Below are 13747 nucleotides of genomic sequence, written 5' to 3'. Positions count from 1 at the left end.
ATGGCCAAGAAGGCGCTGATCATCAAGGCGGCCGCGAAGCCGAAGTTCTCGGTTCGCGCGTACACCCGCTGCCAGCGGTGCGGGCGTCCGAAGGCGGTCTACCGCAAGTTCGGGCTCTGCCGGGTCTGCATCCGGGAGATGGCTCACCGCGGTGAGCTGCCGGGCGTGTCCAAGGCTTCCTGGTAAGGGCGACCGCGTCCCGGCCGTCGGCCGGGAACTCCTGCACCGATTAGGTATTGCTCTTCGCCGTAGGCCCGGGGCTGATGCCCCGGGAACCCCGGCGAGAAAGGCTGACGAAATCCATGACGATGACCGACCCGATCGCAGACATGCTCACGCGTCTGCGTAACGCCAACCAGGCGTACCACGATCAGGTGAAGATGCCCTACTCCAAGATCAAGGCGAACATCGCCGAGGTCCTGAAGGCCGAGGGTTACATCGCCACCTGGTCGGTCGAGGAGCCCGAGGAGGGCGCCGTCGGCAAGCGACTGGTCGTCGAGCTGAAGTACGGCCAGAACCGCGAGCGGAGCCTGGCCGGCATCAAGCGCGTGTCCAAGCCCGGTCTCCGGGTGTACGCCAAGTCGGACGGGCTCCCGCGGGTGCTCGGTGGGCTGGGCGTGGCGATCATTTCGACGTCCCAGGGGCTGCTGACCGACCGGCAGGCCCGCAAGCGGAGTGTTGGCGGGGAAGTCCTCGCCTTCGTCTGGTAACGGGAGACAGGTAGAAATGTCGCGAATTGGACGTAAGTCGATCCCGGTGCCAGCCGGCGTCGACATCACGATCGACGGGCAGACCGTCAAGGTCAAGGGCCCCAAGGGCCAGCTCCAGCACACCCTCGCCGAGCCGATCACGGTCGAGCGGGCCGAGGATGGGCAGCTGAGCGTCAACCGGCCGAACGACGAGCGCAAGGCCAAGGAACTCCACGGCCTGAGCCGTACGCTGGTTGCAAACATGATCGTCGGGGTCACCGAGGGCTACCGCAAGAGCCTGGAGATCGCCGGCACCGGTTACCGGGTCACCGCCAAGGGTTCGGACCTCGAGTTCGCGCTCGGGTTCTCGCACCCGGTGGTCGTCCCCGCCCCGGCGGGCATCACCTTCACGGTGGAGCGGCCGACCCTGTTCCACGTGGCTGGCATCGACAAGCAGCAGGTCGGTGAGGTCGCCGCCAACATCCGGAAGATCCGCCCGCCGGAGCCCTACAAGGGCAAGGGCGTCAAGTACCAGGGCGAGGTCATCCGCCGCAAGGCTGGAAAGGCAGGTAAGAAGTGAGCGCCACGCTGCTCAAGCGCCGCCGCGGTGTCGCCGCCAAGCGCGCCGTTGGGCGTGCGCGTCGACACTTCCGCGTCCGCAAGAACGTCAGCGGTACGGCCGAGCGTCCGCGCCTGGTCGTCACCCGCTCGCTGCGGCACATGGTCGCCCAGGTCGTCGACGACACCAAGGGTCACACCCTGGCGTCGGCGTCGACCCTGGACGCCTCGCTGCGCGGTGCGGAGGGCGACAAGAGCGCCCTGGCTGGCAAGGTGGGCGCTCTGCTCGCCGAGCGGGCCAAGGCCGCCGGCGTCTCCAAGGTCGTCTTCGACCGCGGCGGCAACCGGTACGCGGGGCGAGTCGCCGCGCTTGCCGACGCCGCCCGCGAAGCCGGGCTCGAGTTCTAACAACCCCGTCACGAGAGAGAAGGAAGGCTGCTGATGCCAGGTCAACAGCGCCGTGGCGGCGGGTCCGGTGGCAACGAGGGTGGTCGCCGCGACAACCGCCGTGAGGGCGGCCGCGGAAACGCGCCCGTCGAGAAGACCCCGCACCTTGAGCGGGTCGTCGCGATCAACCGCGTCGCCAAGGTCGTGAAGGGTGGTCGTCGCTTCAGCTTCACCGCCCTGGTGATCGTTGGCGACGGCGACGGCACGGTCGGCGTGGGCTACGGAAAGGCCAAGGAGGTGCCCGCGGCCATCGCCAAGGGTGTCGAGGAGGCCAAGAAGCACTTCTTCAAGGTCCCGCGGATCGGTCAGTCGATCCCGCACCCGGTGACGGGTGAGGACGCCGCTGGTGTGGTGCTGCTCAAGCCGGCCTCGGCCGGTACGGGTGTCATCGCCGGTGGACCGGTGCGTGCCGTGCTGGAGTGCGCTGGGATCCACGACGTGCTCTCCAAGAGCCTCGGTTCGTCGAACCCGATCAACATCGTGCACGCCACCGTGGCGGCCCTGAAGGGGCTTGAGTCCCCCGAGCAGGTCGCGGCGCGTCGTGGTCTGCCGGTGGAGGACGTCGCGCCGGCCGCCATGCTGGCGTCGCGTGCGGGGGTGGCGCACTGATGGCACGCCTGAAGGTCACCCAGCTCCGGTCCGGTATCGGGACCAAGCACAACCAGCGTGAGTCGCTGCGTTCGCTCGGTCTCAAGCGGATCAACGACGTGGTGGTCAAGGAGGACCGGCCCGAGATCCGCGGCATGATCTTCACTGTGAGCCACCTCGTGAAGGTCGAGGAGGTCGAGTAATGACGATCAAGGTGCATCACCTGCGCCCGGCGCCCGGTTCCAAGACCGCGAAGACCCGTGTGGGTCGCGGTGAGGGTTCCAAGGGCAAGACCGCTGGTCGCGGTACCAAGGGCTCCAAGGCCCGCAAGAACATCTCGGCGGCGTTCGAGGGTGGGCAGATGCCCATCCACATGCGCCTGCCGAAGATGAAGGGCTTCAAGAACAAGTTCAAGGTGGTCTTCCAGGTGGTCAACCTGGACCGACTCGCTGAGCTGTTCCCGAATGGTGGTCAGGTCGGCCCGCTGGAGCTCGTCGAGTCCGGCGCGGTCCGCAAGGGTCACCCGGTCAAGGTCCTCGGCACCGGGGACCTCGGCGGTGTGGCGCTCCAGGTGTCCGCGCACGCGTTCAGTGCGTCGGCCAAGGAGAAGATCGCTGCTGCCGGTGGCTCCGCCACCGAGCTGTAAGGCGTACGACCATGGCGCCCGTCCAGTTGAGAGCAACTGGCGGGCGCCATGGTCTGCCTGGGGCCTGAGCGCCCGGTAACATCGGAATCGATTTATGTAGTCGGGCGCATCTGCCCGGACCGGGGTGAGGCTGTTAGAGTCCCATCCCAGCCATGGATTGCGGGCACTCGCCCGTGATCCACCCCGACCCGCCAGGGATCACCGGCGGCCCGCCTCGCGCAGGAGGAAGAAGTTGCTGTCCGCCTTTCTCAGTGCGTTCCGTACGCCTGACCTGCGCAAGAAGCTGCTGTTCACAGTAGGCATCATCGCGGTCTACCGGCTGGGTGCAACGCTCCCCAGCCCGGGCGTCTCGTACGGCAACGTGCAGAAGTGCCTCGACACCATCCAGGGTGACACCACCGGGGTGGTGAACCTTCTCAACCTCTTCTCCGGCGGAGCGCTGCTACAGCTCTCGGTCTTCGCGCTGGGCATCATGCCCTACATCACCGCGTCGATCATCCTGCAGCTGCTGACCGTCGTGATCCCCCGCCTTGAGCAGCTCCGCAAGGAGGGCCAGGCCGGTCAGGCGAAGATCACCCAGTACACCCGCTACCTGACCCTCGGTCTCGGTGTGCTGCAGGCCTCGGCGTTCGTGGCCCTGGCCCGCTCGGGCCAGCTGTTCCAGAACAAGTGCGACCAGTTCCCGATCATCCCGACCGGCACCGGCATCCCGGACTGGCTGACCCTGACCATCCTGGTGATGACGATGACCGCCGGCACCGGCATGGTCATGTGGCTCGGTGAGCTGATCACCGACCGCGGCGTCGGCAACGGCATGTCCGTCCTGATCTTCACCTCGATCGCGGCGCGGCTGCCCAGCGAGGGCTGGCAGATCAAGACCAGCAAGGGCTGGGACATGTTCGCCCTGGTCATCGCGCTGGTCCTGGTGGTCATCACCGCTGTCACCTTCATCGAGCAGGCGCAGCGCCGGATCCCGGTGCAGTACGCCAAGCGGATGATCGGCCGGCGGATGTACGGCGGCACCTCGACCTACATCCCGCTCAAGGTCAACCAGGCGGGTGTGATCCCGGTCATCTTCGGCTCGTCGCTGCTCTACCTGCCGCAGTTGGCGCTGCAGTTCTTCGACCAGACCGACCCGGGCAAGACCCAGTCGTGGATCCAGAACAACCTGGTCAACCCGAGCAGCCCGATCTACATCTCGGTCTACTTCCTGCTGATCATCTTCTTCACGTACTTCTACGTCTCGATCACGTTCAACCCGACCGAGGTCGCGGACAACATGAAGAAGTACGGCGGGTTCGTGCCGGGCATCCGCCCGGGCAAGCCGACCGCCGACTACCTGGACTTCATCCTCAGCCGGATCACCCTGCCGGGCGCGCTCTACCTCGGCGTCATCTCGATCCTGCCGAACTTCTTCTTCATCTGGCTGGACAACCAGCAGTACCAGAACTTCCCGTTCGGCGGCACCGCTGTGCTCATCATGGTCGGCGTCGGTCTGGAGACCGTGAAGCAGATCGAGAGCCAACTCATGCAGCGGAACTACGAAGGGTTCCTGCGGTAGATGAGACTCGTTCTGGTTGGCCCGCCGGGCGCGGGCAAGGGCACGCAGGCCGAGTTCATCGCCGCGCACCTCTCGGTGCCGAAGATTTCGACCGGAGACATCTTCCGGTCGAACGTCACCCAGGGCACGCCGCTCGGTGTCGAGGCGAAGCGGTACATGGACGCGGGCGAGCTGGTTCCGGACGAGGTCACCATCAACATGGTCCGGGACCGGCTGGCCGAGCCCGACGCCAGCGAGGGTTTCCTGCTCGACGGCTTCCCGCGGACGACTCCGCAGGCGGCCGCTCTGGACAAGCTCCTGGCCGATCTGGGCACCGCCCTGGATCTGGTCCTGGAGCTGGTCGTCGACGACGACGAGGTGATCCGGCGGCTCTCCGGCAGGCGTACCTGCCGGGGCTGCGGCAAGATCTGGCACGTCGAGTTCGACGCCACCACCCGGCCCGGCATCTGTGACCGGTGCGGCGCCGAGCTGTTCCAGCGCGACGACGACAAGCCGGAAACGATCGCCACGCGGCTTCGTGAGTACAGCGAGAAGACCGCACCCCTGGTCGACTACTACGGCGCTCAGGGCAAGCTGGTCGGGATCGACGCCACCGGGCCGGTGGAGGACGTCACCACCCGGGCCATCGACGCGTTGCGGTCGTACGGCGGCTGAGGTCCGGCCGGGCCACGGCGGATAGAGTGCGAACAGCGGGGTACGCGTTATGTGCCCCGCTGTTCGGCAACGAAAGGTAACCGCTCCATGCGTCGTCCCCAGCTGGACATCCAGCTGAAGACCCCTGACCAGATCGAGAAGATGCGGGCCGCCGGGCTGGTGGTGGCCGAGGCGCTGCGCCGGATGCGGGAGGCTGTGGCCCCCGGTGTGAGCACGGCCGATCTGGACGCCATTGCCGAGGCGACCATCCGCGAGGCGGGCGGCGTTCCGTCGTTCAAGGGCTACCACGGTTTTCCGGCGTCGATCTGCTCCTCGGTCAACGAGCAGATCGTGCACGCCATCCCGTCGCCGAAGCAGGTGCTCCAGGCCGGTGACCTGATCTCCATCGACTGCGGCGCGGTGCTGGACGGGTGGCACGGCGACTCCGCGATCACGGTCGGGGTCGGTGACGTCGACCCGGCGCTGCTGAAGATGGCCGAGGTCGCCGAGGACGCGATGTGGGCCGGCATCGCCGCCGCGGCGCGTGGCGCGGCCAGCGGCAAGGGCCGGCTCACCGACATCTCGCACGCCGTGGAGACCGCTGTCCGCAAGGGCGGCCGGTACGGCATCGTCGACGGCTACGGCGGGCACGGCATCGGCACCGAGATGCACCAGGACCCACACGTGCTCAACCACGGTCGGCCGGGCAAGGGTCCGCGACTGGTCCCCGGGATGGCCCTGGCCATCGAGCCGATGATCACCATGGCGTCCCCGCGTACCGCCGAGTTGGCCGACGGGTGGACTGTCGTCACCCGGGACGGTTCGGTGGCCGCGCACGTCGAGCACTCGATGGCGCTGTTGCCGGACGGCGTCTGGGTGCTCACCGCGTTCGACGGCGGCCGGGCCCGCCTGGGCGACCTGGTGACCGCCCGCCAGCCCGCAGCCACAAAGACTCCCTGACCTCCTCCGTTGATCATGAGGTTGTTGCCCTGACGCGCCGGTGAGGCGGGCAACAACTTCATGATCGTCCGGTGTGCCGGGGGCGGACGGAAGTGGCGCGACGGTGGCATGCTTGCCGGCATGGACGGGCGCGACGGGATGCGAGCCGCGGACTCGGACCGTGCGGCGGTGGCCGACCGGTTGCGGGTCGCCCTCGACGAGGGCCGACTGGATCTGCACGAGTACGACGAGCGGTTGCAGCGGGCCTACGCGGCCCGCACGTATGCCGACCTTGAGGCTCTGCTCACCGACCTGCCGCCGGTGACGCCGGCGCAGCGGTCGGGCCTGGCGCCGGTTGCCGGGTCGACGCTGAGCCCCCTGGGCGACCAGCTCGATCCGGCCCCCAGCAGGGGCGTCACTGCACGCTGGATGGCCGAGGTGTGGTTCCCGTACCTGCGGGTGATCGCCATCGTGGTGACCATCTGGGCGGTGACGTCGCTACTCAGCCAGGACCTGCTCTACTTCTGGCCGGGCTGGGTGGCGGGGCCGTGGGGCGCGGTGCTGGTGGTCCGCACGGTCAGCGGGCTGGCCGCGAAGGAGCCCCAACGTCAGGCCGTCAAGCGCCAACGCCGCCGTGAGCGCAAGCAGGCGAAGCGCGCCCTCAAAACGGACGACCAGCCCCCAGCCTCCTGATCCACCCCACCCACCCCGTCCGGTGATCATGCAGATGCTGCCGCCGTCGTGGCAACAACTTCATGATCAATGGGGCTGAGGGCGGGGTCGGACGGGGCGACGCGCGGGTTGGTGGGTGGTCGGTTTGGCGGGGGACCGCAGGCCGGCGTACACTTTCAGATCGGCGCACAGCGTCCACTCCGGCATGCCCACCCTGCGCTTCGGTGGGAGCTGGAGCCGCGGCTGGCGCGGGCTTCTGATTCTGATCAGATTTCCGTGTAAGACGTTGTGGGCCGCCCGGAGCAATCGACGTCAGGACAGCGGAGGACATGCCGAAAAAAGACGGAGCCATTGAGATCGAGGGTCGGGTCATCGAGCCCCTGCCGAACGCCATGTTCCGGGTGGAGCTCGCGAACGGCCACAAGGTGTTGGCTCACATCAGCGGCAAGATGCGGCAGCACTACATCCGCATCCTTCCGGAGGACCGGGTCGTCGTCGAACTCTCGCCGTACGACCTGACCCGCGGGCGCATCGTCTACCGCTACAAGTAGTCCTGACGACGGCCGGGAAGTCCCGTGTCCGTCTTCGACGTCCGGTGTCGCGCAGAGCGCGTAGCCGGGCCAGATGGGAAGTAAGGCAACCGTGAAGGTCAAGCCGAGCGTCAAGAGGATCTGCCAGAAGTGCCGGGTTATCCGCCGGCACGGCCGGGTCATGGTCATCTGCAGCGACCCGCGCCACAAGCAGCGCCAGGGCTGACTCAGCCCGTCCGGCCGTAACACCGGCCGGGTGGCGTTGGTCCAGGCAGATCCTCAGCGACACACACATCACACATGCTCGTCCCAGCCGCGAGCGGTACGCCAGACGTACCTCTGCGTGGCTGACCCCCGGTCGGAGGCCGGGGCCCGCTCGGGCAGCGACCGATCCCGGTCGCCGGCGCTCACCGCGTCGGAAAGACGGGACGGCCGGTAGCGGGGTGGGACGGGTCCACACCTCCGCCACACATCACGAGGAGTACGCCCGCACATGGCACGTCTAGTCGGCGTGGATCTCCCCCGCGAAAAGCGGTTGGAGATCGCGCTCACCTACATCTTCGGGGTCGGTCGCACCCGCGCCCTGGAGACACTCGCCGCTACCGGCATCTCGCCGGACAAGCGCGCTCGGGACCTCACGGACGAGGAGCTCGTGCAGCTCCGCGACCACATCGAGGGCAACTACAAGGTTGAAGGCGACCTGCGCCGCGAGGTCGCCGCTGACATCCGCCGCAAGGTTGAGATCGGCTGCTACGCCGGCATCCGGCACCGCCGGGGCCTGCCCGTGCGTGGCCAGCGGACCAAGACCAACGCCCGGACCCGCAAGGGCCCGAAGCGGACCGTCGCCGGCAAGAAGAAGCCCGGCAAGAAGTAGTTCTTAACCGGATGACGGGGTCGGCCGCCGCCGAGGTGGGTCAGGCCGCAACCCAATCCGGAAAGTCAACTAGGAGCGCACAGACTTATGCCACCGAAGGCTCGTGCCGGAGCCGCTGTAAAGAAGGTCCGGCGCAAGGAACGCAAGAACGTCGCCCACGGGCAGGCGCACATCAAGAGCACGTTCAACAACACCATCGTGTCCATCACGGACCCGACCGGTGCGGTCATCTCCTGGGCCTCCGCTGGCCAGGTCGGCTTCAAGGGCTCCCGCAAGTCGACTCCGTTCGCTGCGCAGCTGGCCGCCGAGGCTGCCGCGCGTCGCGCCATGGAGCACGGCATGCGCAAGGTCGACGTGTTCGTCAAGGGCCCCGGCTCCGGCCGGGAAACCGCCATCCGTTCGCTGCAGGCAGTGGGCCTCGAGGTCGGGCAGATCGCCGACGTCACCCCGCAGCCGCACAACGGATGCCGTCCGCCGAAGCGTCGCCGGGTCTGAGAGGTAGAGAGAGATGGCTCGTTACACCGGTGCAGACTGCCGCCGTTGCCGGCGGGAGAAGATGAAGCTGTTCCTCAAGGGCAGCAAGTGCGATGGTCCGAAGTGCCCGTTCGAGTCCCGGCCGTTCCCGCCCGGGCAGCACGGCCGCGGCCGCACCAAGGAGACGGAGTACCTGCTCCAGCTCCGTGAGAAGCAGAAGGCCCGTCGGGTTTACGGCGTGCTGGAGAAGCAGTTCCGCGGTTACTACGAGGAAGCCGTTGGCAAGCAGGCCAAGACCGGTGAGGTCCTCCTGCAGATCCTCGAGTCGCGGCTGGACAACGTCGTTTACCGGGCCGGCTACGCCCACTCGCGGGACATGGCCCGCCAGCTGGTCAAGCACGGTCACTTCACGGTGAACGGCAAGAAGGTCGACATCCCGTCGTACCGCGTCAAGGAGCACGACATCATCGAGGTTCGGGGCAAGAGCAAGGAGCTCACCCCGTTCATCGTCGCGCAGGCTCAGGCCGGCTCGAAGACGGTTCCGGCGTGGCTTGAGGCCATCCCGAGCCAGATGAAGGTGCTCGTGCACTCCCTCCCGGCCCGGCAGGTCATCGACACGCAGGTCCAGGAGCAGTTGATCGTCGAGCTCTACTCCAAGTAGTCCGAGCTCGTTCGGTGGCCCGCCCTTCGGGGCGGGCCACCGGAACAGTTTGTGTCGTGGGCGTCAAATAGCGGGCGCCCCGGAAGAGAAGAGAAAAGATGCTCATCAGCCAGCGACCCTCCCTCTCCGAGGAGTCGATCAACGAGACCCGGTCCCGGTTCGCCATCGAGCCGCTGGAGCCGGGCTTCGGCTACACCCTGGGTAACTCGCTGCGGCGTACGCTGCTGTCGTCGATCCCGGGCGCGGCCGTCACCTCGATCAAGATCGACGGTGTGCTGCACGAGTTCACCACGATCCCCGGTGTCAAGGAGGACGTGGTCGAGCTCGTCATGAACATCAAGGAGCTGTGCGTCAGCTCCGAGCACGACGAGCCGGTCAGCATGTACCTGCGTAAGCAGGGCCCGGGCGACGTGACCGCGGGCGACATCCAGCCCCCGGCCGGCGTCTCGGTGCACAACCCGGATCTCAAGCTCGCCACCCTGAACGGCAAGGGCCGGCTCGACATGGAGCTGACCGTCGAGCGGGGCCGGGGCTACGTGACGGCGGCGCAGAACAAGCAGTCCGGCGCCGAGATCGGCCGGATCCCGGTCGACTCGATCTACTCGCCGGTGCTGAAGGTGACCTACCGCGTCGAGGCGACCCGTGTCGAGCAGCGCACCGACTTCGACCGGCTGATCATCGACGTCGAGACCAAGCCGTCGATGGGTCCGCGTACCGCGCTGGCCTCCGCCGGTTCGACGCTGGTGGAGCTGTTCGGGCTCGCCCGGGAGCTGGACGAGACCGCCGAGGGCATCGACATCGGGCCGTCCCCCCAGGACGCCCAGCTGGCGGCGGACCTCGCTCTGCCGATCGAGGAGCTGGACCTCACCGTCCGCTCCTACAACTGCCTCAAGCGCGAGGGCATCAACTCCGTTGGTGAGCTCATCGGGCGTACCGAGGCCGACCTCCTCGACATTCGCAACTTCGGTCAGAAGTCGATCGACGAGGTCAAGATGAAGCTCGCCGGGATGGGTCTCGGGCTGAAGGACTCGGCTCCGAACTTCGACCCGGCGCACGTCGTGGACACCTTCGGCGAGGCCGACTACGACACCGACGACTACCGCGAGACCGAGCAGCTCTAGTCCGCGCTGCCGCCACAACTGAGGAGCACCAAAAATGCCCACGCCCACCAAGGGCCCCCGCCTCGGCGGCAGCCCCTCGCACGAGCGGCTGATGCTGGCCAACCTGGCGACCGCGCTGTTCCAGCACGGGAAGATCCAGACCACCGAGACGAAGGCCCGGCGGCTGCGCCCGCTGGCCGAGCAGCTCATCACCAAGGCCAAGCGCGGTGACCTCGCCTCGCGGCGTCGGGTGCTGGGTGTCGTCAAGGACAAGGACGTGGTCTACGCCCTGTTCGACCAGATCGCGCCCCGGTACTCCAACCGCCCCGGCGGTTACACCCGGATCGTGAAGACCGGTCCGCGCAAGGGTGACAACGCGCCGATGGCCATCATCGAGCTGGTGGAGGAGCTTCAGGTCGCCGAGCCGAAGGCGAACAAGAAGACCGCCGCCCGCAAGGCCGCGCAGCAGGACAAGGTCGAGGCGCTCGCCCCGGCCGACGAGGCCCCGAAGTCGGCTCCGGCCGACCAGGACTCCGAGGCGCCGGTGTCGGCGTCCGGTGACACCGACGCCGCCCGCGAGGACAGCGACGAGGCCACCGAGAACAAGGCCTGATCAAGGGCATTGTCGGGCCCGGCACCCCATCGGGGTGTCGGGCCCGACCCGTAACAGGAGGTACGAGGTGGACGAGCGGATCCGGCTGCGGCTGGACGTCTCGTACGACGGCACCGACTTCTCCGGCTGGGCGGCCCAGCCGACCAGACGCACCGTCGCGGGGGTGCTCGTCGAGACCCTGGACCTGGTCCTGGGCACCGGTACGGCCACCGGGCTGACGGTGGCCGGGCGGACCGACGCGGGAGTGCACGCCACGGGGCAGGTGTGCCACGTGGACCTGCCCGTGGACGTGTGGCGGCAGCACGAGGGACGGCTGCTGCGTCGCCTGGCCCGGCTGCTCCCCACCGACGTGCGGGTACGGGCGATGACCGAGGTGCCGGCCGACTTCGACGCCCGGTTCTCGGCCACCTTCCGCCGCTACGAGTACCGGGTCACCGACGCGCCCTTCGGTGCCGAGCCGTTGCGCCGCCACGAGGTGCTGGCCTGGCCGAAGCCGTTGGACCTGGCCGCGCTGAACGCCGCCGCGACCGGTCTGGTGGGGGAGCACGACTTCGCCGCGTACTGCCGGCGCAAGGAGCGCGCCACCACGCTGCGCGAGGTGACCCGGCTGGACTGGCGTCGCGACCCGGACGGCATCCTGGTCGCCACAGTGCAGGCCGACGCGTTCTGCCAGGCGATGGTGCGCAGCCTGGTGGGAGCCATGCTGGTGGCCGGGGACGGCCGCCGCCCGGTCGAGTGGCCGGGCACTCTGCTCACCCAGCGGGAGCGGTCCAGCGAGGTGACAGTGGCCCCCGCGCGCGGGCTGACCCTGGTCGCCGTCGGCTACCCGGCAGATCCGGCCGAGTACGCCCACCGCGCCACCCTCACCCGCCGGTTGCGGGTCCCGGTCGAGGGTTGACCGTCCGCGGGGTCAGTCGCCCGGCAGATCGCCCTGGTTGGCGTTGCTGCCGGTAGGTGCCGCCGTCGGTTGCGAGGCGGTGCCACCGTCGGCCCGGCTCTGCAGCACGCCCCGGCTGAGGTGCAGCTCGATCATGTCGAACAGGATCTCGCGGACCTTGGCGTCACCCGCCTTGACCGCCGCCCCGTCCTTGCGGACCACCAGCGCGTACGCCAGGTAGTGGCCACGGACCTGCCAGCCGACGCGTGCCGGAGCGCTGGCCAGGACATCGGTGCCGTCGGCGTCGTCGGCGGTGAGGCCACGGAAGCGGCCCTGCCGATCGTCGAGCAGTTGCCGGAGCCGGTCTCGGGCTCGTTCCGCGCTGACCTTGTCGGTGAGGTTGAACAGACCGGCGGTGACCAGGTGGCTGTCGTCGGGCGTACTCAGCGTGGCCCGGACGACCTGGTTGCAGCCGAGCCGGACCAGCAGGTCGGCCACCTCGTCGGTGGCGGCGACTGCGCAACTGCCGCTGGACTGTGTCTTGAGCACCTGGTAGCTCGGCTGGCCGTCGGTGAGCTTCAGCTCCTTGCCGGGAAAGAGTTCCTTGGCGGTGAGCGGGGCCTGGTCGGTGTCCCGGGAGTCGAGGGCCAACCGTTCCGCCGGTGCCGACGTCGGGGCGGCGTTCGGCTGGTACGTCGGGTTGCTCTGCGGCTGCTCGCCGCGGTCGATGAGCAGCGCGGCGGCGCCGAGGCCGCAGAGGGCGAGCAGCACCAGGACGGCTGCGCCGCCGATCAGTACCTGCCACAGCCGGCCGCCGCCGCGCCGGGCGGGCGGCTCCGCCGACGTCGCCGAGGTGTAGATCTGGCTGCGCGGCGGGGCGGGCGGGATGTCGGCACGTGTCGGCAGTGGCTGCGGCGCATCGGCGCGGGCGGCCGGACCGGGCTGCGGCACAACGGCACGAGCCGGCACCGGCTGCGACGAGGGCAGCGAGAGCTGGTTCGGCCGGGGCAGCGACGGCGTGGGGAAGCGCGACGGAGAGGGCCCGGCCGCCGGGGGCGGACCGGCGCCGAGCACCGACAGGTCGGACCCGGGCTCCGGGTACTCCTCGAAAGCGTCCTCATCGGACTGGTACCGATACACCATGTCGCCCAGAGTAGGAGCCATTGTCCCTTTAGGGGGTAATATCGGGGAAATGTGCGTGTGGGCCGTGTCAGGTCCGCCCCGGACCGGTGCGAGAATTGCCGGGTGACCGGCGACCACTACTTCACCGCTCAGCCCACCAGCGACGCCCCGGCGCGCGAGGTCGAGTTCTCCGTCGCCGACCGCGACTACCGGCTCTCCTCGGCCGGCGGGGTCTTCTCCGCCAGCCGGCTCGACCCGGGCACCGCGGTGCTGCTGCGCAAGGCCGAGCTGCCCGCCGCCGACACCACCGGCGACCTGCTCGACCTCGGCTGCGGGTTCGGGCCGATCAGCTGCGTGCTGGCCGACCTCGCGCCCACCAGCACCATCTGGGCCGTCGACGTCAACGCCCGGGCCCGCGAGCTGACCGCCGCGAACGCGGCTCGGGTCGGCGCCGCCGACCGGGTCCGGGTCAGCGCGCCGGACGACGTCCCGGACGGCGTCCGCTTCGCCCAGATCTGGTCGAACCCGCCCATCCGGATCGGCAAGGACGGGCTGCACGACCTGTTGCTGCGCTGGCTGCCCCGACTCGCCCCGGACGGCGTCGGCTGGTTGGTCGTCGCCCGGCACCTCGGCGGTGACTCCCTGCAACGCTGGCTCACCGAGCAGGGCTGGCAGGTCGAGCGGTACGCCAGCCAAAAGGGCTTCCGGGTGCTGCGCGTCACCCGGTAATTGGATGTACCCCCCGACCCTCACTGGGGCAGGA

Annotated in this window: 21 protein-coding genes; 20 read left to right on the top strand and 1 reads right to left on the bottom strand. The window is 68.8% G+C overall.

All coding sequences use genetic code 11. The features are described 5' to 3' along the window. From GA0070561_RS18535 to truA, 19 genes are all read left to right on the top strand, one after another. Positions 1-186, top strand: a complete 186-nt coding sequence (locus tag GA0070561_RS18535; protein ID WP_007465272.1) for a type Z 30S ribosomal protein S14 — start codon at positions 1-3, stop codon at positions 184-186. Between the two features lie 116 nt (positions 187-302). Next, positions 303-710 carry a 30S ribosomal protein S8 gene (gene rpsH, locus GA0070561_RS18530; RefSeq protein ID WP_007465270.1) on the top strand — a complete coding sequence of 136 codons (408 nt, stop codon included), beginning with the start codon at positions 303-305 and terminating at the stop codon, positions 708-710. A 16-nt stretch (positions 711-726) separates the two neighbouring features. After that, positions 727-1269 carry a 50S ribosomal protein L6 gene (gene rplF / locus GA0070561_RS18525; RefSeq protein WP_091402383.1) on the top strand — a complete coding sequence of 181 codons (543 nt, stop codon included), beginning with the start codon at positions 727-729 and terminating at the stop codon, positions 1267-1269. Then, complete coding sequence (rplR, locus tag GA0070561_RS18520; RefSeq protein WP_091402381.1) at positions 1266-1655, top strand: 50S ribosomal protein L18; 390 nt, start codon at positions 1266-1268, stop codon at positions 1653-1655. The genes rplF and rplR overlap by 4 nt, the downstream gene beginning before the upstream one ends. A 33-nt stretch (positions 1656-1688) precedes the next feature. Continuing rightward, positions 1689-2303: a 30S ribosomal protein S5 gene (gene rpsE, locus GA0070561_RS18515; protein WP_074314587.1), complete on the top strand. Its 615-nt coding sequence runs from the start codon at positions 1689-1691 to the stop codon at positions 2301-2303. Then, complete coding sequence (gene rpmD, locus GA0070561_RS18510; RefSeq protein ID WP_007465262.1) at positions 2303-2485, top strand: 50S ribosomal protein L30; 183 nt, start codon at positions 2303-2305, stop codon at positions 2483-2485. Before rpsE ends, rpmD begins: the two co-directional genes overlap by 1 nt. Further along, positions 2485-2928: a 50S ribosomal protein L15 gene (rplO, locus tag GA0070561_RS18505; protein WP_088950230.1), complete on the top strand. Its 444-nt coding sequence runs from the start codon at positions 2485-2487 to the stop codon at positions 2926-2928. Before rpmD ends, rplO begins: the two co-directional genes overlap by 1 nt. 232 nt (positions 2929-3160) lie before the next feature. Continuing rightward, complete coding sequence (secY, locus tag GA0070561_RS18500) at positions 3161-4489, top strand: preprotein translocase subunit SecY (RefSeq protein ID WP_091402379.1); 1329 nt, start codon at positions 3161-3163, stop codon at positions 4487-4489. Next, positions 4490-5143, top strand: a complete 654-nt coding sequence (locus tag GA0070561_RS18495; protein WP_088950228.1) for an adenylate kinase — start codon at positions 4490-4492, stop codon at positions 5141-5143. It begins immediately after the preceding gene. An 87-nt stretch (positions 5144-5230) separates the two neighbouring features. Next, positions 5231-6082, top strand: coding sequence for a type I methionyl aminopeptidase (gene map, locus GA0070561_RS18490; protein WP_091402377.1), 852 nt, complete (start codon positions 5231-5233; stop codon positions 6080-6082). 120 nt (positions 6083-6202) lie between these two features. Then, positions 6203-6754, top strand: coding sequence for a DUF1707 SHOCT-like domain-containing protein (locus GA0070561_RS18485; RefSeq protein ID WP_091402375.1), 552 nt, complete (start codon positions 6203-6205; stop codon positions 6752-6754). Positions 6755-7062: 308 nt separating this feature from the next. Further along, positions 7063-7284 carry a translation initiation factor IF-1 gene (gene infA / locus GA0070561_RS18480; RefSeq protein WP_007073013.1) on the top strand — a complete coding sequence of 74 codons (222 nt, stop codon included), beginning with the start codon at positions 7063-7065 and terminating at the stop codon, positions 7282-7284. Positions 7285-7375: 91 nt separating this feature from the next. Next, positions 7376-7489 (top strand): 50S ribosomal protein L36, encoded by a 114-nt coding sequence (gene rpmJ / locus GA0070561_RS18475; RefSeq protein ID WP_088952025.1) that lies wholly within the window; start codon positions 7376-7378, stop codon positions 7487-7489. A 267-nt stretch (positions 7490-7756) separates the two neighbouring features. Next, entirely contained in the window at positions 7757-8137 is a 381-nt protein-coding gene (gene rpsM / locus GA0070561_RS18470; protein WP_030329917.1) for a 30S ribosomal protein S13, read from the top strand. A gap of 87 nt (positions 8138-8224) precedes the next feature. Further along, positions 8225-8632: a 30S ribosomal protein S11 gene (gene rpsK, locus GA0070561_RS18465; RefSeq protein WP_030329919.1), complete on the top strand. Its 408-nt coding sequence runs from the start codon at positions 8225-8227 to the stop codon at positions 8630-8632. A gap of 13 nt (positions 8633-8645) precedes the next feature. Further along, positions 8646-9272, top strand: a complete 627-nt coding sequence (gene rpsD / locus GA0070561_RS18460) for a 30S ribosomal protein S4 (RefSeq protein WP_030489600.1) — start codon at positions 8646-8648, stop codon at positions 9270-9272. A 98-nt stretch (positions 9273-9370) separates the two neighbouring features. Beyond that, entirely contained in the window at positions 9371-10393 is a 1023-nt protein-coding gene (locus GA0070561_RS18455) for a DNA-directed RNA polymerase subunit alpha (protein ID WP_007465227.1), read from the top strand. A gap of 34 nt (positions 10394-10427) precedes the next feature. Further along, positions 10428-10985 carry a 50S ribosomal protein L17 gene (gene rplQ, locus GA0070561_RS18450; protein WP_091402374.1) on the top strand — a complete coding sequence of 186 codons (558 nt, stop codon included), beginning with the start codon at positions 10428-10430 and terminating at the stop codon, positions 10983-10985. Positions 10986-11052: 67 nt separating this feature from the next. Then, on the top strand, positions 11053-11883 hold the full coding sequence (gene truA, locus GA0070561_RS18445) for a tRNA pseudouridine(38-40) synthase TruA (RefSeq protein ID WP_091402372.1): 831 nt from the start codon (positions 11053-11055) through the stop codon (positions 11881-11883). A 12-nt stretch (positions 11884-11895) separates the two neighbouring features. Here the strand turns inward: truA and GA0070561_RS18440 are convergent, their stop codons facing one another. Then, positions 11896-13005, bottom strand: a complete 1110-nt coding sequence (locus GA0070561_RS18440; protein WP_244166302.1) for a hypothetical protein — start codon at positions 13003-13005, stop codon at positions 11896-11898. 102 nt (positions 13006-13107) lie between these two features. Between GA0070561_RS18440 and GA0070561_RS18435 the strand changes: the two genes are divergently transcribed. Continuing rightward, positions 13108-13713, top strand: coding sequence for a class I SAM-dependent methyltransferase (locus tag GA0070561_RS18435; RefSeq protein WP_091402368.1), 606 nt, complete (start codon positions 13108-13110; stop codon positions 13711-13713). Positions 13714-13747 lie beyond the last annotated feature (34 nt).

Origin of the sequence: Micromonospora saelicesensis (genome assembly GCF_900091575.1) — a bacterium.
In the GTDB taxonomy this organism is placed as follows: domain Bacteria; phylum Actinomycetota; class Actinomycetes; order Mycobacteriales; family Micromonosporaceae; genus Micromonospora; species Micromonospora saelicesensis.
Note: the sequence above shows the minus strand (reverse complement) of the source record. Positions and strands in the feature narration are given on the sequence as shown.

Bases quoted from the DNA above. Each gene is read 5' to 3' on its own strand.
- GA0070561_RS18535 (WP_007465272.1), top strand. From the start codon at position 1: ATGGCCAAGAAGGCGCTGATCATCAAGGCGGCCGCGAAGCCGAAGTTC.
- rpsH (WP_007465270.1), top strand. From the start codon at position 303: ATGACGATGACCGACCCGATCGCAGACATGCTCACGCGTCTGCGTAAC.
- rplF (WP_091402383.1), top strand. From the start codon at position 727: ATGTCGCGAATTGGACGTAAGTCGATCCCGGTGCCAGCCGGCGTCGAC.
- rpsE (WP_074314587.1), top strand. From the start codon at position 1,689: ATGCCAGGTCAACAGCGCCGTGGCGGCGGGTCCGGTGGCAACGAGGGT.
- rpmD (WP_007465262.1), top strand. From the start codon at position 2,303: ATGGCACGCCTGAAGGTCACCCAGCTCCGGTCCGGTATCGGGACCAAG.
- rplO (WP_088950230.1), top strand. From the start codon at position 2,485: ATGACGATCAAGGTGCATCACCTGCGCCCGGCGCCCGGTTCCAAGACC.
- GA0070561_RS18495 (WP_088950228.1), top strand. From the start codon at position 4,490: ATGAGACTCGTTCTGGTTGGCCCGCCGGGCGCGGGCAAGGGCACGCAG.
- map (WP_091402377.1), top strand. From the start codon at position 5,231: ATGCGTCGTCCCCAGCTGGACATCCAGCTGAAGACCCCTGACCAGATC.
- GA0070561_RS18485 (WP_091402375.1), top strand. From the start codon at position 6,203: ATGGACGGGCGCGACGGGATGCGAGCCGCGGACTCGGACCGTGCGGCG.
- infA (WP_007073013.1), top strand. From the start codon at position 7,063: ATGCCGAAAAAAGACGGAGCCATTGAGATCGAGGGTCGGGTCATCGAG.
- rpsM (WP_030329917.1), top strand. From the start codon at position 7,757: ATGGCACGTCTAGTCGGCGTGGATCTCCCCCGCGAAAAGCGGTTGGAG.
- rpsK (WP_030329919.1), top strand. From the start codon at position 8,225: ATGCCACCGAAGGCTCGTGCCGGAGCCGCTGTAAAGAAGGTCCGGCGC.
- rpsD (WP_030489600.1), top strand. From the start codon at position 8,646: ATGGCTCGTTACACCGGTGCAGACTGCCGCCGTTGCCGGCGGGAGAAG.
- GA0070561_RS18455 (WP_007465227.1), top strand. From the start codon at position 9,371: ATGCTCATCAGCCAGCGACCCTCCCTCTCCGAGGAGTCGATCAACGAG.
- rplQ (WP_091402374.1), top strand. From the start codon at position 10,428: ATGCCCACGCCCACCAAGGGCCCCCGCCTCGGCGGCAGCCCCTCGCAC.
- GA0070561_RS18440 (WP_244166302.1), bottom strand. From the start codon at position 13,005: ATGGTGTATCGGTACCAGTCCGATGAGGACGCTTTCGAGGAGTACCCG.